The organism is Paraburkholderia sp. HC6.4b (genome assembly GCF_014200875.1).
Taxonomy (GTDB): domain Bacteria; phylum Pseudomonadota; class Gammaproteobacteria; order Burkholderiales; family Burkholderiaceae; genus Paraburkholderia; species Paraburkholderia tuberum.
In genome coordinates, this window is the sequence record NZ_JACHDC010000032.1 from 36,069 (window position 1) to 61,303 (window position 25,235).

Annotated in this window: 22 protein-coding genes; 12 read left to right on the forward strand and 10 right to left on the reverse strand. The window is 63.3% G+C overall.

Annotated features, from left to right (window positions below):
• Positions 1-151: 151 nt before the first annotated feature.
• Positions 152-919, reverse strand: a complete 768-nt coding sequence (locus HDG34_RS35955; RefSeq protein WP_184068045.1) for a class I SAM-dependent methyltransferase — start codon at positions 917-919, stop codon at positions 152-154.
• Positions 920-1,390: 471 nt separating this feature from the next.
• Between HDG34_RS35955 and HDG34_RS35960 the strand changes: the two genes are divergently transcribed.
• Together HDG34_RS35960 and HDG34_RS35965 are read left to right on the forward strand one after the other, a co-directional pair.
• Positions 1,391-2,401 carry a GlxA family transcriptional regulator gene (locus HDG34_RS35960; protein WP_184068048.1) on the forward strand — a complete coding sequence of 337 codons (1,011 nt, stop codon included), beginning with the start codon at positions 1,391-1,393 and terminating at the stop codon, positions 2,399-2,401.
• A gap of 323 nt (positions 2,402-2,724) precedes the next feature.
• Positions 2,725-3,993, forward strand: coding sequence for a glycosyltransferase family 1 protein (locus tag HDG34_RS35965; RefSeq protein WP_311734917.1), 1,269 nt, complete (start codon positions 2,725-2,727; stop codon positions 3,991-3,993).
• Positions 3,994-4,129: 136 nt separating this feature from the next.
• Here the strand turns inward: HDG34_RS35965 and HDG34_RS39990 are convergent, their stop codons facing one another.
• A complete protein-coding gene (locus HDG34_RS39990) occupies positions 4,130-4,354 on the reverse strand; it encodes an NAD-dependent epimerase/dehydratase family protein (RefSeq protein ID WP_409259722.1) in 225 nt (74 codons plus the stop codon).
• A gap of 263 nt (positions 4,355-4,617) precedes the next feature.
• Between HDG34_RS39990 and HDG34_RS35975 the strand changes: the two genes are divergently transcribed.
• The gene (locus tag HDG34_RS35975; protein ID WP_184068139.1) at positions 4,618-6,102 is read left to right on the forward strand and encodes a mannose-1-phosphate guanylyltransferase/mannose-6-phosphate isomerase; all 1,485 of its coding nucleotides are present in this window, start codon (positions 4,618-4,620) and stop codon (positions 6,100-6,102) included.
• Between the two features lie 305 nt (positions 6,103-6,407).
• On the opposite strand, the gene HDG34_RS35980 is transcribed toward HDG34_RS35975, so the two are convergent.
• The gene (locus tag HDG34_RS35980; RefSeq protein WP_184068051.1) at positions 6,408-7,196 is read right to left on the reverse strand and encodes an IclR family transcriptional regulator; all 789 of its coding nucleotides are present in this window, start codon (positions 7,194-7,196) and stop codon (positions 6,408-6,410) included.
• A 141-nt stretch (positions 7,197-7,337) separates the two neighbouring features.
• Here HDG34_RS35980 and HDG34_RS35985 point away from each other — a divergent pair, with 141 nt between their 5' ends.
• The 5 genes from HDG34_RS35985 to HDG34_RS36005 all read left to right on the forward strand — a co-directional run bounded on the left by HDG34_RS35985 (position 7,338) and on the right by HDG34_RS36005 (position 13,043).
• Positions 7,338-8,612: an aromatic ring-hydroxylating dioxygenase subunit alpha gene (locus tag HDG34_RS35985; RefSeq protein WP_090810100.1), complete on the forward strand. Its 1,275-nt coding sequence runs from the start codon at positions 7,338-7,340 to the stop codon at positions 8,610-8,612.
• A gap of 105 nt (positions 8,613-8,717) precedes the next feature.
• A complete protein-coding gene (locus HDG34_RS35990; protein WP_090806258.1) occupies positions 8,718-9,500 on the forward strand; it encodes an SDR family NAD(P)-dependent oxidoreductase in 783 nt (260 codons plus the stop codon).
• Between the two features lie 14 nt (positions 9,501-9,514).
• Complete coding sequence (locus HDG34_RS35995; protein ID WP_184068054.1) at positions 9,515-10,477, forward strand: PDR/VanB family oxidoreductase; 963 nt, start codon at positions 9,515-9,517, stop codon at positions 10,475-10,477.
• 92 nt (positions 10,478-10,569) lie between these two features.
• Entirely contained in the window at positions 10,570-11,829 is a 1,260-nt protein-coding gene (locus tag HDG34_RS36000; RefSeq protein ID WP_184068057.1) for a nitrate/nitrite transporter, read from the forward strand.
• Between the two features lie 107 nt (positions 11,830-11,936).
• The gene (locus HDG34_RS36005) at positions 11,937-13,043 is read left to right on the forward strand and encodes a porin (RefSeq protein WP_184068060.1); all 1,107 of its coding nucleotides are present in this window, start codon (positions 11,937-11,939) and stop codon (positions 13,041-13,043) included.
• Positions 13,044-13,079: 36 nt separating this feature from the next.
• On the opposite strand, the gene HDG34_RS36010 is transcribed toward HDG34_RS36005, so the two are convergent.
• The 4 genes from HDG34_RS36010 to HDG34_RS36025 form a co-directional block, all read right to left on the reverse strand.
• Positions 13,080-15,677 (reverse strand): hybrid sensor histidine kinase/response regulator, encoded by a 2,598-nt coding sequence (locus HDG34_RS36010; protein ID WP_184068062.1) that lies wholly within the window; start codon positions 15,675-15,677, stop codon positions 13,080-13,082.
• Positions 15,678-15,693: 16 nt separating this feature from the next.
• Entirely contained in the window at positions 15,694-16,926 is a 1,233-nt protein-coding gene (locus HDG34_RS36015; protein ID WP_184068065.1) for a hypothetical protein, read from the reverse strand.
• A 297-nt stretch (positions 16,927-17,223) separates the two neighbouring features.
• On the reverse strand, positions 17,224-18,465 hold the full coding sequence (locus HDG34_RS36020) for a phospholipase A (protein WP_184068068.1): 1,242 nt from the start codon (positions 18,463-18,465) through the stop codon (positions 17,224-17,226).
• A 771-nt stretch (positions 18,466-19,236) separates the two neighbouring features.
• A complete protein-coding gene (locus tag HDG34_RS36025; RefSeq protein WP_184068072.1) occupies positions 19,237-21,240 on the reverse strand; it encodes a bifunctional DedA family/phosphatase PAP2 family protein in 2,004 nt (667 codons plus the stop codon).
• Positions 21,241-21,390: 150 nt separating this feature from the next.
• Here HDG34_RS36025 and HDG34_RS36030 point away from each other — a divergent pair, with 150 nt between their 5' ends.
• Complete coding sequence (locus HDG34_RS36030; protein ID WP_184068076.1) at positions 21,391-21,774, forward strand: hypothetical protein; 384 nt, start codon at positions 21,391-21,393, stop codon at positions 21,772-21,774.
• Between the two features lie 47 nt (positions 21,775-21,821).
• On the forward strand, positions 21,822-22,298 hold the full coding sequence (locus tag HDG34_RS36035; protein WP_090806238.1) for an OsmC family protein: 477 nt from the start codon (positions 21,822-21,824) through the stop codon (positions 22,296-22,298).
• A 70-nt stretch (positions 22,299-22,368) separates the two neighbouring features.
• Here the strand turns inward: HDG34_RS36035 and HDG34_RS36040 are convergent, their stop codons facing one another.
• Complete coding sequence (locus HDG34_RS36040; protein WP_013091435.1) at positions 22,369-22,602, reverse strand: hypothetical protein; 234 nt, start codon at positions 22,600-22,602, stop codon at positions 22,369-22,371.
• A gap of 86 nt (positions 22,603-22,688) precedes the next feature.
• Positions 22,689-23,159, reverse strand: a complete 471-nt coding sequence (locus HDG34_RS36045) for an Lrp/AsnC family transcriptional regulator (RefSeq protein WP_018425024.1) — start codon at positions 23,157-23,159, stop codon at positions 22,689-22,691.
• Positions 23,160-23,312: 153 nt separating this feature from the next.
• Between HDG34_RS36045 and HDG34_RS36050 the strand changes: the two genes are divergently transcribed.
• Together HDG34_RS36050 and HDG34_RS36055 are read left to right on the forward strand one after the other, a co-directional pair.
• Positions 23,313-23,993, forward strand: a complete 681-nt coding sequence (locus HDG34_RS36050) for a LysE family translocator (RefSeq protein WP_184068080.1) — start codon at positions 23,313-23,315, stop codon at positions 23,991-23,993.
• 145 nt (positions 23,994-24,138) lie between these two features.
• The gene (locus tag HDG34_RS36055; protein ID WP_184068083.1) at positions 24,139-24,465 is read left to right on the forward strand and encodes a YnfA family protein; all 327 of its coding nucleotides are present in this window, start codon (positions 24,139-24,141) and stop codon (positions 24,463-24,465) included.
• Between the two features lie 35 nt (positions 24,466-24,500).
• Here the strand turns inward: HDG34_RS36055 and HDG34_RS36060 are convergent, their stop codons facing one another.
• Positions 24,501-25,013 (reverse strand): DUF1993 family protein, encoded by a 513-nt coding sequence (locus HDG34_RS36060; protein WP_184068086.1) that lies wholly within the window; start codon positions 25,011-25,013, stop codon positions 24,501-24,503.
• Between the last annotated feature and the right edge of the window lie 222 nt (positions 25,014-25,235).

Genomic DNA, 25,235 nt, shown 5'->3' on the forward strand with positions numbered 1-25,235 from the left:
GCACGCGGCTTTCGGCGAGCCGCTTTGACGCGATGCGCTTAGCCAGCGCAGGACTGCCTGGCGGTTCAGCCTCGACTCATCGACGAGGCTGGCTATGACATGCCATTCGTTGTATTTTCCGACGTTTTCTCGCTCGGGCTGTTTCCGAGCATCACCGTTTTCTCGCGACGAATGTCGCTGAGAGATCGGTAGCACTCAACTCGCCGCCCATGCACTTCAAACTGTCCAGGACCTCGAATCCGCTGAGGTCCAGCATCAGTTCGATCTCGGGCTTGAACATGTAGCGCATCACATGCGTCTCGAGGACGGTCTCGACCGACTGCGTTTTCAAATCCGTTAGCAGGACGGTGTAGCTGAACGCGACAGTATTGTCATGAGGACGCATCGTGGGCTCGGCGATTTGTATCACCGCGGTTTCTTCGCTGGAGGCGCGTTTGATGCGTACGTCGGGCGGAGCGGCGAGGACCGCGGGACCGTACCAGCAATCGAACACGAACAGTCCTGATGGCCGCAGGTGCGTCGCGGCGGTGTGACACATCGCCATGAAATCGGAGTTGGTCGTTTGATAGCTCGCAACATGGAAGAGCGAGACGACTGCGTCGTAGAGTTCATTCGTGCGGACGATCCGCGCGTCGCCTTGCTGAAACGTCAGTCGCTTCGCTACTGCGCCTGGCAGAGTGGTACACCTGGCAGCGGCTCGGGCAAGCATATCGGCGCTCATGTCAACGCCAGAAACACAAAATCCCGCGGCTGCGAATTCCGCCGCGTGGCGTCCGGTGCCGCAACCTAGATCCATCACGTGACCTCCAACTATTCCGTACCGCCCGAGCAATCCGGTGACAAACGACGCTTCCGCCTTGTAGTTCTTGTCATGATAGAAAAGATCATAGTATTGCGAATATCTCGTGCTGAAGCTCATGAAGCGACTCCATGTCTGGTCGTATGGCGGTGGCGAAGTCACGCGTGACGCGAACGCACTCTTCTTTATTCGAAGGCAACCAAAGCCAAAGCTCAGGGTGCTCATGAGAAAGGGTATCTAGCGGGGATTTTCAGACTACATGCATGACCGTTTTCAGCAAGGTGTTGACGGGTCGTTTCCTTGCTGAAGCATTCGCCGTCTGATCGGTCTATCGCTCAGCAAGTCCAGTGGGTCGGGAAACCCTGATGAGCGGCTGTATGGTTTTCACTTTCAGCGCTGAAGAAATCAGACGATGTTTTGGTCTTGTTGATACTGGGAGCGACGTTCTCGGCCAGAAACATGCTTTTGGCGGACACCACGGCAATGGTGGATCGAATATGGCACTAAGCTCACGAGGTCATACGCTTTCCACAGCGTTCCAACGCAAGCCAGAGCAGCGATCTAGACCCGAAGCAAAATGGAGGTAACCGCATGTCCCACGCTACTAGCTTAGGCGATGCAGGAGATAACGGTATTTTCCACCGATTTAAAGAACGCGCGGTCAAGCTCATAGGAATTTTGTTGTACGACGGTTTTTCGCTGCTGGAAGCGGGCACCCTTGCCGAGGTGCTTCATATCGCCAACGAGATTCAGTCTCGCAGTCTGAGAAGAAACGCGACTTACAGCGTCCGTCTAGTCTCTGCCGGCGGTGGGATGATAGCCTGTTCGTCATCCGTTTGCGTTTGGACGGAGCGCCTGGGCGGCCAGCGGTTCCAAGGCTTCGACGCACTGTATATTGCGGGCGGACCCGGCGCAAAGCGTGCAGCCGCCGACGAGGTGCTCATTGGGTTATTGACCATAGCATGTTCGCAGACCGGCGTCGTCAACCCTCTCGGCAACGGCGACTTGCTGCTGGCGGCAGCGGGCATTTCTCGCCGCGATTGGGCTTCGGTCGATCCGGGCATCTGGAGTCCGGAGACGTCTAACGTCGCGGCGTCGACCGAAGGCGGCGATGCGCTGATCAACTCGCTCGCGCTCGTGAAGCGGGACCTCGGATACGACATCGCGACAGCGGTTGCCGATCACTTCACCGTCTCCAAAGATCAGAATTTGACGACCATGCTGAGCACCATGGGAACGAACACGCAGGCGGAAAAGGCACAGGAATCCGCGCGCTGGCTCGAGCGAAATTGCGGACGCCCGGTTTCAATAGGCGACGCGGCTCGTACGGTGGCGATGAGCGAGCGGAACTTCCTGCGTCTGTTCAAGCGCGAGATGGGAGTGACACCGTCGCAATATCTGTTGCGAGCGCGCCTCGATCTCAGTTGTGAACTGTTGGCCAGAAGCGACTTGCCGATAGACAAGATCGCTCGCAGGGTTGGACTGACGAATGGCGAGCGGCTTTCGAAAGTGTTCAGGAGGCAATTCTCGATGTCGGCGACGGAATACCGCTGTCGAAAGAAAAGCGGCGCCACGGCCGATCCTGTGGAGAGGTCCGCTTAAGGAGCTGGCGAGGGAAAGTTTCGCCGCGAGACGAGGAGGCCTGCGAATCAGTTGGTCGGCATTCAGATTCAAATATTTTCGAGGAGAAACAGATCTTCACGCATCTGTTCGCCTCGGAAGCTCGATGTCCGAGGGCCGCATGAGCGTCATATGAGCCTTGCACAAGGGCTTTCTCAGGAAGCCGTCGGACCGGCCAAATACCTGCCTTAATCAGTCACGAACGGCACCAGCAAGCTCGCGCAATCTAAATTCAAACAGGGCGCGAGAACCGTTGTCGAGCGCTGCAATCGTCATATAGATGGCCAAGAAACGTGGAGCGAGGAGTGACGAATTCAAACGGTTCCTTGGAACGGCCTATTCGCATGGTCGCGTTTATAGACTATGAACATACCTCTGGTGGGGGTTATCAGCAGGCGAAGAATGCTGCCTTGCTGCTAAAGAGTCTTCCGCCGGAACTTTGCGCGGTTGAGTTTGTGACGACGCGGCGATCCACCATCGATGATCTGCGACGCAGCGGCATTGAGCCTATTTTTTTCCCGGTGCCCCGCTTGCGCGGACTGGCGGCGAGACTCGGTTCAATATATAGCCGTGGAGGCCCGCGCGCGTTTCTGCGGAAACCGGGCAAGATGGCTTCGGTGGACCGCTTGCTTTCGGTGATGCGCGCGGACATTGCGTACTTCACAACGCCGTCCAACCTCGCACTGGCGATTGATCGATTCAACTACCTGTTCACCGTTTGGGATCTGTCCCACCGCGACGACGTCGAGTTTCCCGAAGTCCGGATCAAGCACGAATTCGAGCGTCGCGAATTTCTGTACGGATCTGCCTTGAAGAAGGCCTGCGGCATCTTCGTCGATTCGCAGGCCGGCCGCGAGAAGGTTGTCAGGCGATATGGAGTAGACAGCGAACGCGTGCATTTGATGCCATTCTCGCCCGCCCGCGCGACAGTGCTTTCCGAGGAGGCGTACGTGGAGCACTTCGTCGATGTCAAGACGAAGTACAAAATTCCGCGCGATCTGAAATACGTCTACTATCCCGCGCAGTTCTGGTCGCACAAGAACCATGTGTTTCTGTTGAAGGGACTGCACGCGCTGGAGTCCCGCTATGGCATCCGTGTAGGTGCGGTCTTCACAGGAAGCGATTTCGGCAACATGAGATACGTACGTTCGGTCGCCGCCGATCTCGGTCTGGGCGAGCGTGTGTTCTTTCTCGGTTTCGTTCCGGACGGCGACGTGCCTTACTTGTATCGCGAGTCGATCGCGTTAGTGATGCCCACATATTTCGGCCCGACCAATCTGCCGCCGCTCGAGGCGTTCAGTCTGGGCGTACCGGTCCTTTACCCGGACCTCGAGGCGCTGCGCGAGCAAGTCGGCGACGCGGGACTGCTGGTCGATCTGGCTCGGCCCGACAGCATGGCGGATGCGCTTTTCAGTCTGATCGACCAGCCTGCATTGCGCCAGTTGATGATCGAGCGCGGCACGCGGCGTCTTGCGAGCAACGATGACGCAGCCCGCTTGTCGACGCTAGCGCGGGTGCTCGAACGATATCGCACCCGTGCGGTGTGTTGGGGGGAGGAAGTCTGGATGAATTAGAGTACGGTGAGGTCACAGACGAGACGGGCAAGATCCGCGATTGCAGTGTCCCCGTCCGTATCCGATATTGAACACGCCTTCGGCACCGTCGGCGTCGAGCAAGGCCAGTGCGGCGGACCCGGGGTCGTTCTGCAAATCATCGTTGTCGTTCGGACATCACCGATATGTACCGCGTTCCGTGCTGTCGGTTATACCCCTCGCAGAGCTTGAGCCCGGCGACCTTCGCGATAGCGTAGGCTTCGTTGGTATGCTCGAAGCTGCTCGTGTGCAGGTACTCTTCCTTGATGGGCTGCGGGCAACACTTTGGATAAGTGCATGATGAACCAAAGAAGAGCAGATCAGGTGGTGCGTGTGAGACCACCTGGTACCGCGAAACTCGCTTCAGCCAACGTCATGGCATATTCGGTCAACCCGTCTAGTGACCCTGGAACGGCTCCTATGCTTGCAGACGCGTGAGGTCGTTCTCTCTTCATCAAGCGGGGCCCCTATGTGGGAGAGCAGGAGAAAGTGCGCTTCACGGCGAACCCATAACCGATGAATCGAATTGGCGATGCCGGGAAGTACGTGTTCGACGCAAGAGCAGAGGGGTGGATGATGGAAGACGCGGTGAGTTCTGAAGACGCAATGGCAGCGGCGATCGCAGAAGCGTCGCTCGGGCACTCCTGTCGGCGCATCGTCCCGGTCATTCTCGCAGGCGGGTCGGGCACGCGCCTCTGGCCGATGTCGCGTGAGCAGTTTCCAAAGCAGTTGATCGATGTGGTCGGACGGGATTCATTGCTGCAGGCTACCGTCACACGGATGGAGGGTTTCGTCGGCGGCTTCGACGTCGACACTCAGCCGATTATCGTGTGTGGGGAGGAACACCGGTTCCAGACAGAAGAGCAGGTGCGGGCGTGCGGCGTCTGCGCGAAGATTATCGTCGAGCCTGCACGGCGCGATACGGCGCCGGCGCTCACGCTCGCGGCGCTCGCAGCCGTTAATCAGGATGACGACGCGATCTTGGTGGTGATGCCGTCTGATCATTCCATCTCAGACATTCCGGCGCTGCATCGCGCGATCGCAATTGCCGCTGAATATGCCGAACGCTCCATGATCGTGACGTTCGGCGTTGCGCCCACACGGCCGGATACCGGCTTTGGCTACATCCGAATCGGCGACGCCCTCGAAAACGGCGCACATCTGATCGACCGCTTCGTCGAAAAGCCCACGACCGAACTCGCCGCGCAGTACGTCGCTGCAGGCACCTACTGGTGGAACAGCGGCATCTTCATCGTGCGAGCGGGCGTGTGGCTCGAAGCGCTAGCCAGGCTCAACGGCGACATGCATGCGGCCTGCACCGCGGCGTTCGCGGAAGGCAAGGCGGACGACAACTTCATTCGTCCTTGCCCGTTTCAGTTCGGCCGTGTGCCGGCGGATTCCATCGACTATGCGGTAATGGAGCACATCGGCGCGGCCGGCTCGCCTTGCAAAGGCGTGGTCGTGCCATTGGCGGCGGGATGGTCGGACCTTGGATCCTGGGATGCCGTGTGGGAAGCGATGGAGAAGGACGGGCTCGGCAACGTCGCGAGCGGGCGTGTCGTTTTCGAAGGCGCGACCTCGAGCTATGTGCGCGCCGAGGGCGGGCGGCTGGTTGCATGCGTTGGCACCTCCAACGTAGTCGTCGTCGACACGGACGACGCCGTGCTCGTCGCCGACCGCTCACACGCGCAGGACATCAAGACGCTGGTGGCGCGCTTTCGCGAGCAGCGCGCGCCTGAAGCCGAGACGCACCGGAAGGTGCGCCGTCCGTGGGGCTTCTACGATGCGATCGAGCGCGGCGAGCGGTTTCAGGTGAAGCGCATCGTGGTTGCGCCAGGCGCTCGCCTGTCATTGCAGATGCACCACCATCGCGCCGAGCACTGGGTCGTCGTGCGCGGCACCGCGCTCGTGACACGGGGCGAGGACCAGTTTCTTCTTTCAGAAAACCAATCGACCTTCATTCCGCTCGGCGTGCAGCATCGGTTGGAGAATCCGGGCAAAGTGCAGCTCGAAATCATCGAGGTTCAATCGGGCAGTTATCTCGGCGAGGACGATATTGTGCGCCTGGACGACTGCTACGGCCGAATTTGACCCTCGGTTGATACGCACGTGAGACACCAACGTCTCACCAACTTCTATCCGCCGGTGTCATGCCGGCCTCATCCTTTATGCGCGCTGCGCCGGACACTGTGATCCGGGAGATGTGCCCCATCTGATTATCGGTTACGTTCAGCAACCGTCGGCCCTCCGGGCACATCACACTCCAACCTCGTGAATGTCGAACTGCGTGCCATCCGGCTGGTTTCGGCTTCAGCCCTGAATCAGCGGGAGCCTGAACAAAGCGTCGACCTTTCTGACGACGCTCCCGGCGTTGGCCAGCGCCTTTGAGGCCGATTTCACCGACGTGCCGTACCCGGCGGCCGTGCAGTTTCCCCTTGATGCCCAAGCGCACGCGACAGATTGCCCACCTCGCGCTTGAGCAACTCCGCGAACTGCGCGACGCGCTCATCGGTTACGCGCACGCTCGGCCCGAAGATGCACACCGAACCTGCCACCTGGTTCGCGCCGTTGAAGAACGGCGCGGCTACCGCGACTGCGCCGGCGATCAGCTCGTGATGGCTGGTACCGAAGCCTCGTGCGCGGACCGCGTCGAGATCGGCGGCTAGCGCCGCGACGTCCTGATCCGGATCGGTCAGATAGCGCCGCAGATCGTCCTCCGACAGCGGCATCTGCGAAAGAATCGTGCGGCCGCTCGCGCCGAGCACGAGCTTCTCGCGATAGCCGACCCCGCGCCGGAAACTCAGCGGCTGCGGACTTTCCAGTTCGGCCACGCAGATCCGGTACGTCCCCTCCGGCACGAACAACGCGACCGTCTCCGATGTCGCTTTCCAAAGCTCACGCAGCATCGGCTGCGCGAGCTGCGCGATCGTATTGTTCGCCATCCAAGCGTGCGCGAGCTGCGCGACCGAACTGCCGAGCCTGAAGCGTTGCGGCTCGCCCGACGAGGCGAGAAAGCCGTTCTGTTCGAGCGTATTCAGCAGGCGGTACAGCGTCGGTCGGCTCAGGTCCACGCGGGTCAGCAGCTCCGCGACGGTCAATTCTTTGTCCCCGGGTCGGAACGCCAGAAGAATTTCTAGCGCCCGTTCGACGGCCCGCACGTTTTCGTGCGGCTTTTTTTCTTCCATTTGAAATTTCCTTTCTGCGGCGGTCCGCGTCGATTGCACATTGTAGTGAAAGTCCCTAGCCGCAAGAACTTGACGTCGATCAATCTGTCCGTACAATGAGACTACATTCTCATACAACGGACAACAGGATTCGGAGGAATGATGGACAAAAACATGTCGGAAACTCTGGTTCGCACTGGCCCAGGCACGGCGATGGGCAATCTGATGCGCCGCTACTGGGTGCCGGTGCTCCTCGCCAGCGAAATCGCAGAGCCTGATTGCCCGCCGGTGCGCGTGCAGATCCTCGGCGAAAAGCTGCTCGCTTTTCGCGATTCCGACGGCCAGCCGGCGCTGATCGACGAGTTCTGCTCGCACCGCGGCGTGTCGCTGTACTTCGGCCGCAATGAAGAGAACGGCATCCGCTGCTCGTATCACGGTCTGAAATTCGACCGCAACGGCAACTGCGTGGAAGTGCCGTCCGCACCGCAGGCGTGCAAGCACATGGGCATCACCGCGTATCCGTGCATCGAACGCGCGGGCATCGTGTGGGCGTACATGGGGCCGAAGGACCGCCAGCCGGCGCCGCCGGATCTCGAGTGGTGCAATCTGCCGGAGAGCCACGTGTTCGTCTCGAAGCGGCTGCAGGAATCGAACTACCTGCAGGCGATGGAAGGCGGCATCGACACGAGTCACGTGTCGTATGTACACCGCTACGAAGTCGACGAGGACCCGATGCATCAGGGCACGAAGGCACTCGACTACATCAAGGCGGACGGCAACGTGATCTTCGAGATCGAGAAGCAGCCGTTCGGCCTCACGCTGTTCGGCCGCCGCAACGGCGAGCCGGATTCGTACTACTGGCGCGTCACGCAGTGGCTGTTCCCGTGGTACACGCTGATCCCGCCGTTCGGCGATCACTCGCTCGCGGGCCACGTATGGGTGCCGATCGACGATCACACCTGCTGGGCGTGGAGCATCAACTTCCGCCCGGACCGGCCGCTCGACGAGCAGGAACTGGCCGACCTGAACGCCGGCAAGGGCATTCATTGTGAGTACGAGGAGGGTGGCACGTTCCGGCCGAAAGCGAACAAGGACAACGACTACCTGATCGACCGCCAGGCTCAGAAAGAAAAGCGCGCGTACTCGGGCGTGTTCGGCTTCGCGATGCAGGACGCGTCGCTGCAGGAAAGCATGGGTCCGATCCAGGATCACAGCAAGGAAAAGCTGCTGCCGACCGACCGCGCGATCGTGATGGCGCGCCGCATGATGTACGAGGCGGCAACGGCGCTGGTGCCCGACACCGATCCGCCCGCGATCGACGCCGACCAGCAGCGCGTACGTGCTGCCGGCGTGCTGCTGCCGCGCGATCAGAAGCCGCAGGAATGGGCGGTGATCCATCTGCACGACGGCAAGGACCAGCCGATCTACTCGATCTGATGCACCGCGGAGCCGGACTTCGGTCCGGCTGCGCGTGTCGTCGTCTGGTCCGCCTGGACCTTCTGCCCATTCCGCAAAAGGAGGCCGGCTGCGCGCCGGCATGCAATGCAGCAACGTAAAAGACTCGAGGACAAGGTCGCGCTGATCACCGGAGGCGGAGGCGGCATCGGTGCCGCGACCGCGCGCGTGTTCTGCGCGGAGGGCGCCGCGGTGGTGCTGGTCGATGCGAACCCGGAGGCGCTCACGCGCGTCGCCGACGAACTGAAGGCGGCTGATCCGTCCGCGCGTGTCGAGACGTTCGCGGCCGACGTGTCGCACGACGCCGACGCGGTGCGCGCGGCGCAACTCGCCGCCGATTCGTTCGGCCGGCTCGACGTGCTGGTGAACAACGCGGCGATGCGCAACTACAGCGCACTCGCCGACGCGACGCCGGCCGAGTGGCAGGCGATGGTGTCGGTCAATCTGGTCGGCACATCCAACTATTGCAGGGCAGCGCTGCCGTTCCTGCGTCGCGCGGGCCGCGCGAGCATCGTCAACGTGTCGTCGTGCTACGCGGTGACCGGCCGCAAGGGCATGGGCCTGTACGACGCGACCAAGGCCGGCATGCTCGCGATGACCCGCACACTCGCGTTCGAGGAGACCGCGAACGGCGTGCGCGTGAACGCGGTGTGCCCGGGTTCGACGCTGACCGAATTCCACATGAACCGGGCCATTGCATCGGGCAAAAGCGTCGAAGTGCTGAAGACGCAACGCCAGGACACGTCGTTGATCGGCCGTTGGGCGTCGCCCGAAGAGATCGCATGGCCGATCCTGTGGTTCGCGAGCGACGAGGCTTCGTACATAACCGGCACGACGCTGATGGTCGACGGCGGCCTGTCGGCGATGTGAGCGGAGGAGGTGGCATGAACATGACCGATTCCACGCTGATGGTGCGTGTCGCCGCACGACGCGACGAAGCCGACGGGATTGCCGGCTTCGAGCTCGTCGACATCGACGGCCGCGACCTGCCGCCGTTCGAGGCGGGCGCGCACATCGACGTCTACGTGCCGGGTGGGCCGGTGCGGCAGTACTCGCTGTGCAACGCGTCTCGCGAGCGTCACCGGTATCAGATCGCGGTGTTGCGCGCCGCCGATTCGCGCGGCGGTTCGCAGCGCATGCACGACGCGGTGAACGAAGGCGACGCGATTCGCATCGGCGTGCCACGCAATCACTTTCCGCTCGCCCGGCATGACGCGAAGCCGCTATTGCTCGCGGGCGGCATTGGCGTGACGCCGATTCTCTGCATGGCGGAGCAACTGGCGGCAATGGGCGCGGCGTTCGAAATGCATTACTGCGCGCGCTCGAAGAGCCGTGCGGCGTTCGTCGGGCGAATCACCGCGTCGTCGTGGGCGGGCAACGTGCAATACCACTTCGACGACGCGCACGGCGTGCTCGATCTGAATGCACTGCTGACGGACGCCGGCGCGGACCGGCATCTATATGTGTGCGGTCCGCTGGGCTTCATGAACGCGGTGCTCGACACGGCCCGCTCGCTCGGCTGGAGCGACGATCGTCTGCATTACGAATACTTCGCGGCGGCGCAGCCGTCGGGTGATGGCGCGTCGTTCGACGTGCGGCTCGCGCGCTCGGACCGCGTCGTGTCGATTGCGGCCGATTGCACGGTCACCCAGGCGCTCGCGGCGGCGGGCGTCGACGTGCCGGTGTCGTGCGAGCAGGGTATTTGCGGCACCTGCGTCACGCGGGTGCTCGAAGGCGAACCTGACCACCGCGACCTGTTCCTGTCGCCAGAAGAGCAGGCCCGCAACGATCAGTTCCTGCCGTGCTGTTCACGCGCGAAGTCGAGGGTGCTCGTGCTCGATCTGTAACCGTAATCGCCGGCCCGGCCGCCAGGCGCGGTCGGCGCCATCCATCAGAAAGAAAACGGGCGGCCGCTGGCACGCCCGGCATCGGAGGAGTCATGGAGAAGAATCTGGCGTCGTCGGAGGGTATGCCCGCGAGCGTCTGGACCGCGAACGGTGCGAGGGCGGCGAGTAGCGCCGACACGAGCCCGTATCGCTGGGTCGCGCTGTTCATCGTCTGGGCCGCGTTTCTGCTCAGCTATGTGGTCCGCGTCGCGTGGAGTACGGTGGCCGCGCCGGTCGGCGCGTCGCTCGGCATCGGCGTGTCGATGCTCGGTGCGTTCGTCACCGCGTTTTACGCGGGCTATGTGATCGCGAACGTGGTTGGCGGCATGCTGACCGATCTGCTCGGCGGTCGCGCGATGCTCACGCTTGCGCTGCTGCCGCTCGGCGTGCTCACGTTCACGTTCGGCTATACGCATTCGCTCGCATTCGGCATCGTGATTCAGGCCGCGATGGGTTTCGCGGCGGGCGCCGACTACTCGGCCGGCATGAAGATCATTCCCGCATGGTTCACGCGCGACCGTGGCCGCGCAATGGGCCTCTACACGACCGCGACGTCGCTCGCCGTCGTGATCGCGAATGCGGTCGTGCCGTCGTTTTCCGCGCGGCACGGCTGGTCGAACGCATTCCATATGCTCGGCATCGTCACGTTCGCGTGGGGCATCGTCACGTTGCTGCTGCTGAAGAACCGGCCTTCGAACGAAGCGAAGCCCGCGCGCAACAGCCTCCAGGAAATGCTTGGCCTGTTGCGCAACCGTAACCTGATCGCGCTGTCGATCGCGGGCTGCGGCGGGTTGTGGGCGACCGTCGGCTTCGGTGCATGGGGCAACGCACTGATGACGCGCCAATACGGCATTGCGCCGATCGTCGCCGGATCGATCGTCGCCTCGTTCGGCATTGGCGCGGTGATCGCGAAGCCGACGCTCGGCTGGATCTCCGACCTGCCTGGTGTGTCGCGGCGGATGATGTCGATCGGCTGCCTGATCGCCTTCGCGATCGCGCTGCTGGTGTTCGGCTACTGCTCGACGGTGCATCAGTTCTATCTGGTCGCGCCGATTCTCGGTGCGTTCTCGTTCGGCTATCTGCCGGTGCTGATGGCTCAGGTCAGCGACGCATCGGGCAAGCGTCTCGCGGGCGCGAGCGCCGGCTGGACCAATGCTATCTGGCAGTCCGGCAGCGCGGTGTCGCCGATGGTGGTCGGCTCGCTGTATGGCGCGAGCCATTCGTTCATGCTCGCGCTCCTCACACTCGCGATCGGACCCGCTATCGCGGTCATCGCGATGTTCTTCGTCGACCCGCACATCGCACGCGAATGACCGATTCTCCGGTAGCCGACGCGGCCCCGCGCCGGCTACCGCGACGACAGGGGTCGAACGATAACTAATCCGCATCACAAAACAACTCACTTTCCAGCAGGAGATACATGGTGAAGCACAAGCCTCTCGCCAGGCCGTCGAAGGTCCTTTTTGCATGTGGTATTGGTATCGGCATCAGCGGCGCGGCGCATGCGCAGTCGTCGGTCACGCTCTATGGCATCGTCGACTCGGGGGTGACCTACGTGACTCACGCTGTCACGTCGCAGGGATCGTCGGGCACGCAGGTCGCTCTCGGCACCGGCAACCGGCTGAATTCGCGTTGGGGTTTCACGGGCAAGGAAGATCTCGGCGGCGGACTGCGGGCGATTTTCACGCTCGAATCGGGCATGTCGATGAACACCGGTGCCCTGCAGCAAGGAGGGCGGCTGTTCGGCCGGCAGGCGTTCGTCGGACTCGAATCGGACCGCTACGGCGCGATGATGCTCGGCCGGCAGATGACGCCGATGTATCGCTACTTCCTCGCGCTCGACCCGCTCGGTTATTCGAGTTACGGCCTTTCCGCGCAGGACGCGCAGTTCGTCGGTCGCGCGGATAACGCGGTGTCGTATCTCGGCCATGTGGGACCATTCGAGCTGAATGCGCTCTACAGCCTCGGCTATGACGCAGTCACCTACAACGTGCCGGTGGCGGGCTCGTTCCGCGTCGGCAAGCAGTACGACATCGGCGGACGCTATGTGCAGGGGCCGCTGAATCTGACGTTCGCGTACGAGCAGCGGCAAGGCTCGGCCATCGCGTCATCGGGCGACAGCGAGCGCCGCTACGTGGCCGGCGGTTCGTATCAGATCGGCAAGGCGACGCTGTACGGCGGCTACGAATTGCTGCTGAACGACGTCCGGTCGACGCTCGCCGCATCGCCGCCGCAGTCGATGGCGTTCGCGGGCGTGCGCTACAGGGTGGCGCCGGCGCTGGACCTCGCAGCCGCGACTTACTACCACGCGTATCGCCAGGTCGACGCGCACGCATTGAGCACCGGTGTCAACGCGGACTACTGGCTGTCGAAGCGCACGGCGCTTTACACCGACATCACGTATGTGATCAACAGCTCGAAGGCGGCGCTGAGTGCGACGGGGTGGGCGACTTCGGTCGCGACGACCACCGTGAAGACCGGCGCGAACCAGCTCGCTGTTGCGGTCGGCGTGCTGCACAAGTTCTGACTTCACGCTGCAAAGAGGGCGACCGAGGGCGCCCTCTCAATCGCTCAGTGCGTCGCGATGATCGCGCCGGCCTTTCGCCGACGCGTAATACCGCTGCAAGGCGTCGGTCGAGCGCGCGCCCAACGCGCGGATCTGGGCGTGCCAGTCGGTTTCCACTGGCCACTCACCGGCGATCACGCGCGGATAGATCTGCCGTGCGTAGCGATGCAGTGCCTTCGCGCCGATGTTGCCGCTGACGCCAAGCAACGCATGCAAGCTCGCGTGCGTCGCCTTGATATCGACGGCCGCGCTGTTGCCTGCGAGGCGCACGACGAGCGAGCGAATCTGCTCGATGCCGTTCAGGAACGATTCGTCAAGCAGATCGAGCGAGACCAGTTCCTTGAGGTGCGCTTCGTCGAGCAGGCTTTCTTCAGCGATGGTGGCGGCCGCGGGCGCGTTCGCAGTGGGGGGCAACGCCACCGGCGTCGCCGCAAAATCCGTTTGCGCGGCTCCGCCCGCGGTTTCCGTGATTCGTTGCGGAGCGTCCGCAACCAGCGCGCCGCGTGCGCCGAACTGCCGCGCGAGACATGCGTACAGCGAGCCGGCCTGCACCGGCTTGATCAACACCTCGTTGATCCCGGCGGCAACGCAGGCCTGCACCGCTTCGGCATCGGTGTGACTGGTCAGCGCAATGATAGGCAGCGTCGCGTAGGCATCGGTGCGCGCGCGAATCGACTTCGTCGTCTCGATGCCGTTCATGCCCGGCATGTTCACGTCCATCAGGATCGCGTCGATGAAGCCGTCTTCGTGCAGCTTGGTCAGCACCGCCTGACCGTGGTCGGCCTCGACGACGCTCGCGCCGCAGCGCTCCAGATACGCCTTCGCGACAAGCCGGCTGTAGGTGTCGTCGTCGGCGATCACAAAGGTTCTGCCGGCGAAGACATCGGGCAGTTCGCCCGGCTGATGATGCGCACCGTTGTCGAAGAGGGTCTGCAACGCGGTGAGCAGCTCCTGCACACTCGACGTCTTGCTGATGATCTCGTCCATGCCGGCGCGCCGCGCGCGCAGTCGCACCGCGATGCCCGGTTCGGCGGTATAGGCGGCGATCAGCACGTTGCGGTTCGGGCAGTCTCTGTCGGCGCGGAGGCGCTCGGTCGTCGTGTAGCCGTCCATCGCGGGCATGCTGATGTCCATCAACACGAGGTCGTAGAGCGGCGCGCGCCGCAACGTGGCGAGCGCAAGCTCGCCGCCCGACGCCTCGCTGACATAGGCGCCGGCCTGCGTCAGCACGCGGCGGGTGCGGGCGCGCAGCGTGTCGTCGTCGTCGACGACGAGCACGCGCTTGCCCTTGAACGCCGGCATCGCCCGTTCGAACAGGCGCCGCTCGTGCTCCTCGACCTCGTCGGCCGCTACCGGTGGAAAGCGCAGCGTGAACGCGGTGAACTTGCCGAGTCCCGATTCGCAGTCGATGCTGCCGCCGAACGCGCGCATCGCGCGCTGGCAGTACGCGAGCCCGAGCCCGGTGCCGCCCGAGTTGCCGGCCGTGCGAAACGGCTCGAACAGATGCTGCAGGATCTCCGGCGCGATGCCGGGGCCGGTGTCGCGCACGATCACCGAGTCGCGGTCGACGGTCAATGTGAGTGTCGCCTGCGGATACGCGACGATGTGATGCAGCGCGTTCTTGATCAGGTTGAACAACGTGAACAGATAGACCGTCTCGTCGACCTTGAACACGAAGTCGCGCCTGACGACGACGCTCACCTTCGCGCGTTCCTTGTCGTTGTCGAAGCCGTATTCGGCGAGCGCCTTGCGCGTGGTCGCGCCAGCATGGAGGTAGCTGAGACTATCCGGGCGGATCGATTTCGCGGCGACTTCGTCGAGCGTCATCGCGATGATGCGCAGGCCGCGCTCGATCGACAATTGCCCCTGCGCGAGGTGGTTGTACATCAGCGAGGCCGTGCCGTCGGTCAGCGTCGGCGCCGCGCCCGCTTCGGTCGCCGCGGGCAGCGCTTCCTCGACGCGGTCGAGCACGTGCCGCAACTGGCTCAGCGGATTGCGCATCTCGTGCGCGATGGACCCCGCGAGCGCCTGCAACGCGCGGTTCTTTTCGACGAAGATGCGTCCCTTGCTGATCGCATGACTGAACGCCATGCTGCACAGCACGACCACCGGCAGCAACGCGAGGTTGGACTTGTCCTGCGCGCTGAGAACGACCGGCGTCGGCGCGCTCCACACGCCGGCGAGCCCGCCGGAAAACACGCCAATACCGATGCAGGTTATCAGCAGCAGGGGGTTGTCGATACACAGCGCCAGAATGAAGATCATCATGACCTCGGTCATCATCCACATCGTGGAGAAACCGTTTCTGACGGTCAGAAACGTGCAGACGAACGGCAGCACGTAAATCAGACAGCAATGCCAGTAGATCAGCAGCGCGGGGTTGTAGCGCCTCGGCCAGCGCGCCTGGAACAGCAGGGGAACGCAGACGGCCGCCGCGCTGAGCCGCAGCAGCAGGTTGTCGTAAGGCTGCGGAAGGATGTAGGTCCAGACGACGTAATAGATGGGGTGACACAGGAGGCCGAGTGCGCCTCCCCATCGAATTGCGAACCTGCTTCGTTCCAGCATATCCCGCATGCTTTCGCGCGGTATCGCCATCAGGCCTCCGAGTTCATTAGGAACCCATCATTTCATGCGTATTGAATTGCTGTGATTCGACGACTTCGGCGAGCGAATCGCCGTTCTTGCCGTGAAACGGTCCGACCGAAAAGCCATACTTCTTCAGCAGACCATGAGTATAAGAGACCGACCACACGGGCGGGCTGCCAATGATGAAATCGGAGGCGATACCTTCCTGCCATGCCGAATAGCCTTCGGCGAAGCAGGTATAGCAGTCGCGGGTGGATGGCAGCCTGAACGGGAACGCGGTGTCGAGTCCGGCGGGCCCGCGCGCGAAGCATTCAATATAGAGCGTATGACCGCGAGAAGCGAGTTCCGCTGCGACGCTTGCCGCGCGCGGATGCGAGTCGTCGATCCAGAATTGCGCGCGTTTGAGATCGGCCGCGCTCAGGTAAGGCACGCTCGTGCTGCTCGCGAGAATCGCGCCGTCGAAGTCCGGCAGCGGCGTGTCCGGGCTGAACGTATGCACCGAGACTTTCGATTTGCCGAGCAGGTCCGACGCGAGCAGCTCGTTCGCCTGATCGATCAGCAGGTTGATCTTGTCGGGCAGATCGATCAGCACCAGCTCCTTCGGCGCATCCTTGTAGAGCAGATACTTCGCGACCGTCGTGCCGAGCCGGCCGGCCGCGCCGAACAGCGCGAGCTTCGTGTTGCCGAGCTCGAGGTCGAGCTGTTCGCAGCAATGGATCGCCCAGTCCTTCAGCATCGCCGCGGTCGCCGCGTGGCCCGTCGTGATGTGAGGCGGCTTGACCGGCCGGGGCAGCGCGCCGTAGTTGCACGCGTAGGGCGTCGACGCGCCCATCGCGACCATGTTCAAGCCCGCCTTTCGGGCGAGCTCGAGCGCCGGAAAGAATTGCGTCTCGCGAAAGCGCTTGATGCCGCGCGGGCTGCCGAGCCACATTTCGAGCGGCACCGGGCAGGCGATATTCGCGCCGATCACCTGCGCGCCCGAATAGATCGGCGATGCGATGAAAGGCCTGGTTTTCCACAACTCCTCTTCGAACGATTCGCTTCGTTCGCGAACGTTGTGAAAAGAAAATGAAAGGGTTTCCCAATCGGTCGCGTGGAACAGAAAGCCGACTCCCCCCTGACGGGCCGGCAGGCTATCCCGGATCTGTTCCGGGTGAATTTCGTGCTTGAGCGCAAGCGGTGCACTATTCCGATGCAAAAGAAGTCCGGTTGGCTCGTTTGAAACAGGCGACACGTCTTTAAGGAGAGCGGTTTTCATTGGTTTTTCCGTGGTTTTGATTAGACGCTGGAAAAGTCAGCGCGCGGCGTGGCCAGCCGGTTGGACCGGCGACCCTTCAACTCTAGAGAAATCCACACTGATATGCCCGTCTGTTCGTGCACACAGCATTCACGAGCGGTCCATGACGGGTTGCCCGCCGGGTGGAGGTCGGCTTTGGGCAAACTTTTGAAAGGATTACGGCGGAAGTTTCGATGTATTACGGCGCGTCGGGGGCCGTCATCGAATGGAAAAGGGCCGCTCGGCGGCCCTTTGCTTGCATGCCGGGCGAATTCCGGATTAGCGTGTGATGCTATAGCCGATTCGCGCGATCCAGCGATGCTGGTTGTAGTCGAGAATGTCCTCGCCATAACCGCTGAAGAAGCCGAGCCACAGATAACCGCCCCAGCGGCTATTGATCAGCTTCGCCAATGGATAGGTGAACTGCGTATCGACGCTGCCTTTGCCGCCTTGCGTTCCTTTGCGCAGCGTCGTGTCCAATTGCGCGCCGTCGGGGCTGCCGTAGATGAACCGCAGGTCCACGTAGCCGCGGTAGTCGGCGATGTCGTGGTTCTCGCCGGCGATGTGCGTATAGTAATAAATCTTCGGCTGGATGGTCAGATGGTAGCTGTGGATGTCGCCGAAATCCCAGATCGGCTTGAGGAACACATAGTCGACGCCGCGCGATTCCGGACCGTCGCGTCCATTCGATTCGTGTTCGTAGCCGGCCATCACGCCCATTCGGCTCCACCACGTGCTCTTCCAGCCGGTGTCTTCGAGGTAATAAAAGAGTGCCGGCATATAGCTGGTGTCGCGGAACGGCGCCGAGTACTTCTTGAGATCCCACAGCGAGGTTTGCGTATAGGCGAAGTACAGGTTGTCCGCGAAACCACGCGAGCGCGGGTCGTCCGGAACGACGAGGCGGAACTTGAAGCTGAGCTGGAATTTCGCGAGGGACTCGCTACCGCCGCCATCGGCGAAATACATCGGTTCGAAGGCGGAGAAGCGGCTCAGGAAAGTGTTGATTTGCGGCACGGGCGCATCCGGTCGTGATGGCGCGGGCGACGACGCGATCAGGCTCGTCGACGACGGTGCGCCGCTCGCGGTGCCCGCCGCCGTTGCTCCATTGGCGCTCCCGGCCGACGCGAGCGCCGCGTCCTTGCCGGAGCGCGGCGGACGCGTCAGCAGCACGTACGATGGCGACACGTCGAGATCCGGCACGTCGATCTGCATCGCGCCGCGCGCCCATTCGGGCCACGTGCCGGTATAGCGCACTGCCTTCAGTTCGCCGGCGGCGAGCTTCAGATGCTCGGGTGCGCCGCTTTCGCGCGTGAGCGCGAGCCGATGCGGTACCACGTCGGTATTGCTGATCGCGATATTCAATTGCGCCGGCACGTCGACTTCGGTGCCACCGGGTTGATCGCCGGCATAGACGATCGTCACTTCGAGTGGACTGCTCGATAGCGCTTCGCGCGGCGGACGCAATACGGAAACGCCGGCGACGCTATACGCGGAGTAGCTGCCGAGCACCAGCGCAGTCATGCAAAGCGATAACCGGGGGAGAAGCCTGGAAAGCGAGCTGGAAACCGAGCCGGAAAGCGCACTTGAAGATAATCGGGAAACACGCGAGCGGTGGCTGCGAACGGCGGACTGGCGGCCTTTCTTCACGCGAGACATCGATCGATTCCGCACACGAAGCTCCTGGTGGTCTACGAGAGTTCAGGTCGCAAAGAGACGATAGCGTTAATGCGTGCAATTGGGTAGAAAATCGCGGCCGCCGTGTTTCATTGCGGAAATGGCGACGCATGCCGGTTCCCGCTATCTGGCGTTCTGCTCATTCTGCCAGTGCGATTACGGATTGCGTGAGTGGAAAAATGCATTAGGAGCGCTATCGGTGCAAATAGCGGGGGGAAGTGGGGATAATGCCGGTGTGTCGTTGCATTTGCGCAACGAAGGCTTAAATGTCAAATCGATTGTCATTCGCGACCCGGTGTATCCCCACGTTCGCCTCAGTCATTTCCGTTATGGCAATTGCGCGTCAATTGGCGATTCGCTTTCGTGACAATTCGTTGCGCGGCCAATGCGGCGACTGAATGCTTTCTTCAATAGGCGAATTTCCGGTATTGCTCCGGCGCGCTTGCATTGTCGAGTTCGCTCACGCGCGGCATATGGCGCAGCAGGCGTTTCGCCCGTGGCGCCAATTGCTGATAGACGGCGCCGGGTACGTCGATGTGGACTTCCGAAGCGGCCCACGGTTGTCTCTGGGGATGCCTGAGATGCCTGAAGTTGCCTGGATGTGCCTGGATGTGCAGCTCATTGCCTCGGCGAGACCAGCAGCGACACCGGCACGCCGTGACAATCGACCTCCGCGAGAACCGTCGCGCCGAGCTCGGCGCCCGACCTGGTGGGCGCGTCGAACGGGCTCGCGTCGTGATCGATGCGCAGAATGTTCAGCGGCCAGGACGGCCGCGTCAGCCGCTCGTGCGCGAACGCGCCGACCCAAAGCGGCGCCGCGGAGGTGCCGTTGTCGACCGCGTAGCCGCTCGGCCAGAAGCGAAGCACGTAGCGTTCCTCGCGCGAATTGCCCGGTCGCATGAAGACCAGCGACGACGGCACGCCATTGTTCAGCTTCGGCAGCACCGGCAGCGACACCGCCGCGACGTCGGGCGAAGCGAGCGACAGCAGGCTGTGCGCGGACACGTCGGTGCCCTCGACCCAGCCCTGCGCGCGCAACTGCTCGCGTATCGAAGCGGGCTCGGAGACCCATTGCAGCGTCAGCGGCTCCTTGCGATCGCCGCCCATGTCGGAGCGAAAGCACGGCAGCCGCTTCCACCCGGAGAGCTTCCACTGCGTCTGCGTGAACTGCACGGGGGGTGGTTGCGGCGCGCCGTCCGGCGGCGTCGGCATTGCGAGGCCGAGCTGCAGGCCGACACTGAGCGCTACGACCGCGAGCACCACGAGCGGCATGAAACGGCGCGGCGGCGGCGGCCGCGGATGCCGCCAGATCGCCGTCAGCGCAATCAGCGCGACCCACACATACGCGAGCGCCGCGCCGCCGATCGCGTCGGACACCCAGTAGCGGCCGAAGTAGACGCCCGCGAGCGCGACCACGATCACGACGATGATGCTGGCGCCGGCAACCAGCACGCCTCCGAGCTTACCGATCCGGCGCGCGAGCAGAAACGCGAGAAAGCCGTAGATGATCACCGTCGCGGCGACGTGATTGCTCGGAAACACGAAGTGACCACTCATGAGTTCGTTGGGCGGGGCGCGGCGCATCGCGAGTTGCAGGCCGAGAATCAGCAGCTGCGAAAACACGACCGCCGCGAGCCAGTAGACGATCGTGCGCCAGCGCCGCTCCCACACCATCCACAGGGCAACCGTGACGACCAGCGCGAACAGTGTGATGCCGCTGCCGAGCGTCGCGAGCGCCGCGAGCAACGTGTCGCCCCACGGCGTGCGTATCGATTGCAGAAAGTGATAAACGGACAGGTCGATGGTCGTCAGCGGATCGCCGCTGACGACGTCGTCAAGGATCCCGAAGAAAAGCGCGCCGGCCACCAGCACGATCAGCGACGTCGCGAGCAGGTGGGTCGCATCGGGCGTGTCGGGGTCGAGCATGCGGCGCGCGATGCGGCCGAGCGGACCCGGATGGCGGCATGCCCAACTGCCGAGATGACGGCCTGCCGCGCTCGACCAGGCATTCGCGTGCGACACCAGAAACCCAGCGCCGCGAAAGCTGAGCCACACGATGCACGCCAGCATCGCGATGATCACGACGAGCCGGAACGACACCGCCCCCGCGAGCAGCACCGACGCGCCGAACACGACGCCGGGCAGGATGTGCGCGGGCGCCCACAGCAGCGCGGAGAGCACGTTGATCGAGAGGAAGCGCAGCGGCCGCATGCCCATCATGCCCGCGACGACCGGCACGATCGCCCGCAGCGGGCCGATGAAGCGGGCGAGCACGACGCTCTTCGCGCCATGCTTCAGAAAGAAGCGCTGGCCCGCGTCGAGTACGCCGGGGTGTGCGCGGAATGGCCACAGCGTGACGATGCGCTCCCTGTAGCGATCGCCGAGCCAGAAGCTGGCGCCGTCGCCGGCGACCGCGCCGACGATCGCCCACACGAAGACCCAGGCAAGGCTCAGCGAGCCGGTGCCCGTCAGCGCGCCGGCGAGGAACATCGCGGTGCTGCCGGGGACGAAGGTGCCGATGACCGCGATCGCTTCGAAAAAAGCGGCGAGGAAAACGACCGCGAGCATCCACGTCGAGTGGCCGGCGAGCAGATGCAAAAGGTGGATGTAGGCGTGCTCCATCGTGCGCAATCGGCCGTTCGGGCGTAACGATCGATCATAACGCGCACGGACACGCCGTGGGCGCGGGCGGGAGCGGCGCTGCTGCATCGGTCGCGCGATCGGCTCAGAATAGATATCGTGCTCGGCGGATCGATGCGATTGGGGGTGGCTATGAAGACAGCAACAGGTGGGATCGTGTGGTCGGTGTTGCTTGCGGCGCTGTTGACGGTGGGGGCCGCTGCAACGGTAGAGGCCCAGCAACCGGGCAATCCTGGCGGTAGCCAAAACGGCACTCGTGCGGGCACGAACGCGGGCACCAGCGGGGGCAGCGGCAATGCGGCTGTCGGCGGCGCGATGGGCATCGGTACCGGCGTCAGTCCGAGTGCCATGCCGGGGCCCGGCATGTCGGCGGGCGGCTCGTATGGGCTCGGCTCGGGTGGCGCGACCGGCTCGGGCGCCGCGCTCAACAACATGCGCGCGAACGGCACGGCGCTCTATATGAATCCCGACCCACGCGCGCCGAACGTGACCGGCCGCGCGGCGCCGCCGCGCTAGTGTGGCGCGGATAGAATGCAGGTCCGATCCGACCAAAGGGGAAGCGAATGGCGCACGGCGAGCACAAGTACCACGTATCGGTGAAATGGACCGGCAACCGCGGCAGCGGTACCTCCGGCTACCGCGACTACGACCGCGATCACGTGATTTCTTCCGGCGGCAAGCCCGACATTCCGGGCTCGTCGGATCCGGCGTTTCTCGGCGACGCGACGCGCTGGAATCCCGAGGACCTGCTGGTCGCGTCGGCGAGCGCGTGTCACAAGCTGTGGTATCTGCATCTGTGCTCGGAGGCGGGCATCGTCGTGCTCGACTATCGCGACGACGCCGAAGGCACGATGCTCGATACCGCGCAGGAAGGCCGCTTTTCGCAGATCGTGCTGCGCCCGCGCGTGACGATCCGCGCGAGCGGCGATGTCGAACTGGCCACGCATCTGCATCACGTCGCGCATCAGAAGTGCTACGTCGCGAACTCCGTCAATTTTCCGATTCTCTGCGAGCCGGTGGTGGAGACGGACGCGCGTTAACGCGTCTGCGGCGGCGCGAAGCGTGCGAGCCGGCTGGCGAGCGGGGCGCCGGCCAGACGCTCGCTAGCGCTCAACGATTGCCGTCGAGCAGATCGCCGAGCAGTTCGTCGAACGCGGCTTGTGCGTCTTCGAGTTCCTGCAGCGCGGCGTCGAAAGTCTGCAACGCAAATTGCGAGGGCTTGCCGCTGCCTGCCGGCGGGAATTGCGATTGCAGCGACGCGAACGCGGTCTGCACCCGCTTGGTGGCGGTCAACACGCGTTCCATTGCGGCGGTTTCTTCGGCTCGCGCCTTGTCGTGATCCATGAGAACTCCGGGGTCGTCGGGTTGCGTCGGAACGGCTCGTGCCGCTTCAAAAGGGGACTAAAGGGGGGACTATGCCACGTTCGCGCTCAGGACAGCGGCAGACCGCCAAACGCTTTCACTTCGCGCAACGATAAGGCCGATTCCACCGACGTCACGCCCGGCAGGCCGCGCAGTTCGTCGCGCATGAACGTGCCGTAGTCGTCGAGGTCGCGCGCGACGATCTGCAGGATGTAGTCGGCGCTGCCCGACACGTTGTGGCACGACAGGATCCGCGGGATCGCCTGCACCTCGCGCTCGAAGCGCGTGGCCACCACGCGGTCGTGCACCGCGAAGCGCACGAGCACGAACGCGATCACGCCCAGACCGAGCCCGGCGCGCGACAGCACCGCGCGGTAGCGGTCGATGTAACCATCGTTCTCCAGACGTTTCAGACGCCGCGCGCAAGGCGTCTCGCTGAGGCCGACCATCTCGGCGAGACGCGCATTCGACATGCGGCCGTCGTTTTGCAGCGCGGCGAGAATCGCGCGGTCGGTTTTGTCGAGATCGTCCGTGGACATGGTCGGAAGGGGGCTGCAGGGTGGTGGAAGGCGTCGCCAGATGTCGAAATATTAGCGCATTCCGCTATTTTTTGAATGCGGAGGACTGAAAGTCGCCAGCAAACGCTCCGCATCCGATAGCAACATGGAGCCTCGAACAACAAGGAGGCTCCGATGATTTCCGCTCACCTGCTGGCCGTCTACGTGGCGGCATTGATTGTCGTTTATGCGGTGCCCGGGCCGGACATGGCGCTGATCCTGCAAACCAGCATCGCGCGCGGCGTGCGCAGCGGCTTCGCGGCCGCGGCGGGGCTCGGCGTATCGCGCGCGACGCACGTGACGCTGTCGGCGTGCGGCATGGCGGCGCTGCTGCGCAACGCGCCGTGGCTGTACGACGCGGTGCGCTATGCCGGCGCGGTCTATCTCGCGTGGGTGGGGATTCAAATCTTCCGCTCGCCCGGGTTCGCATTGCCGGCCGGGTCGCGCGACAAGCAAGCGGCCGGCGCGCCGCGAGTGGAATCCACTGCTTCGAGCGATGCGGGCAATGCGGTGCGGCCGTTGCGGACCGCGTTCGTCAAAGGTCTGCTGACGAACCTGCTCAACCCGAAGGCGCTACTGTTCTGCTCGGTGCTGTTGCCGCAATTCGTGCGGCCGGAAGCGGGGCCGGTAGCGTGGCAGATGATCGAGCTTGGCGTCGTGCTGCTCGTGATCGGCGCATGCTTCGACGCGTTGTATGCGATCGGCGCTGCGCGCATCGCCAACTGGATGCGCGTCCATCCTTTGGCGCAGACCGTACAACGGTGGACCTTCTCGGCTGCGTTGATCGGCTTCGCGCTGCGGCTTTCGCTGGATTGAAACTTGGAGCTGGCTTTTGCATTCGTCGCGCGTGCGCATACAGCCGATGCAAAGGCCGCGGTGCCAAGTGATTGTGTTAATAAAGCCGATAGCGCGGCCGGCCGCGCGCACGCGCGGCGACACAACCACCTTCTCACGCTCATCGATGCAAACCTTCCTGCTGTATGTCGTGACCGCTGTCGCCGAGATTCTCGGCTGTTACCTGCCGTGGCGCTGGCTAAAACAGGGCGGCTCCGCGTGGCTGTTGCTGCCAGGCGCGGCAAGCCTCGCGCTATTCGCGTGGCTGCTGACGCTGCATGGCACCGCAGCGGGCCGCGTGTATGCGGCCTACGGCGGCGTGTACGTGGCGGTCGCGATTGCGTGGCTGTGGGTCGTGGAGCAGGTGCGGCCCACGCTGTGGGACGCGGCAGGCGTCGCGCTGACGCTGGCCGGCATGGCGGTGATCGCATTCCAGCCGCGCCTGCACACGTGAGGGCGGCCGCGCGATCGACGACCCGCCTGCTCCGTTTACTGCTGCATCCCGCCCAGATAGTCGAGCTTACCGAGCTCGACACCGTTATGACGCAGGATGTCATACGCGGTCGTCACGTGGAAATAGAAGTTCGGCAGCACGAAACCGAACAGATATGACGCTCCGGTGAACTCGATCGAACCCGTCCGCATTTTCAGCGTGATGGTGCGGCTTTCCGAACCGTCGATCTGTGCCGCATTGAATTCCTTCAGGTAATCGATCGTTTTCTGTATACGGGCCTGCAGTTCATCGAAAGTCTGCTCGACGTCGTCGAACTTCGGCGGCTCGACGCCGGCGAGGCGCGCCGCGCAACCCTTCGCGGTATCGCTCGCGATATACACCTGGCGCACGAACGGCAGCATGTCCGGCGCGAGCCGGGCATTCGTGAACACCGACGGTTCGATCTGCTTCGCGGCCGCGTGCGCTTCGGCCTTGCCCAGGATGGCCTGCAGGTTCGTGAGGCCGCGAATCAGCACAGGCAGTGATGCTTGATACATCGAAATTGACATGGGTTCCTCTGATTTCTCGATCGTGCGCGCAGGCGGCGCGCGCGGCAATGAAACGGCGGGAATGCCGCTTGAGCATCATAGCGTGTCGCATCCACGCCGCGCATTAGACCCTGGCCATGCGGACGACTGTCGCGCTGGCCGGAACTGTGTTCGAATGCTTTGGTCGGACGCTTGGACGAAGTTCTTGAACAACCCCTGCCGCGTATCGCCACGATGCGCTTC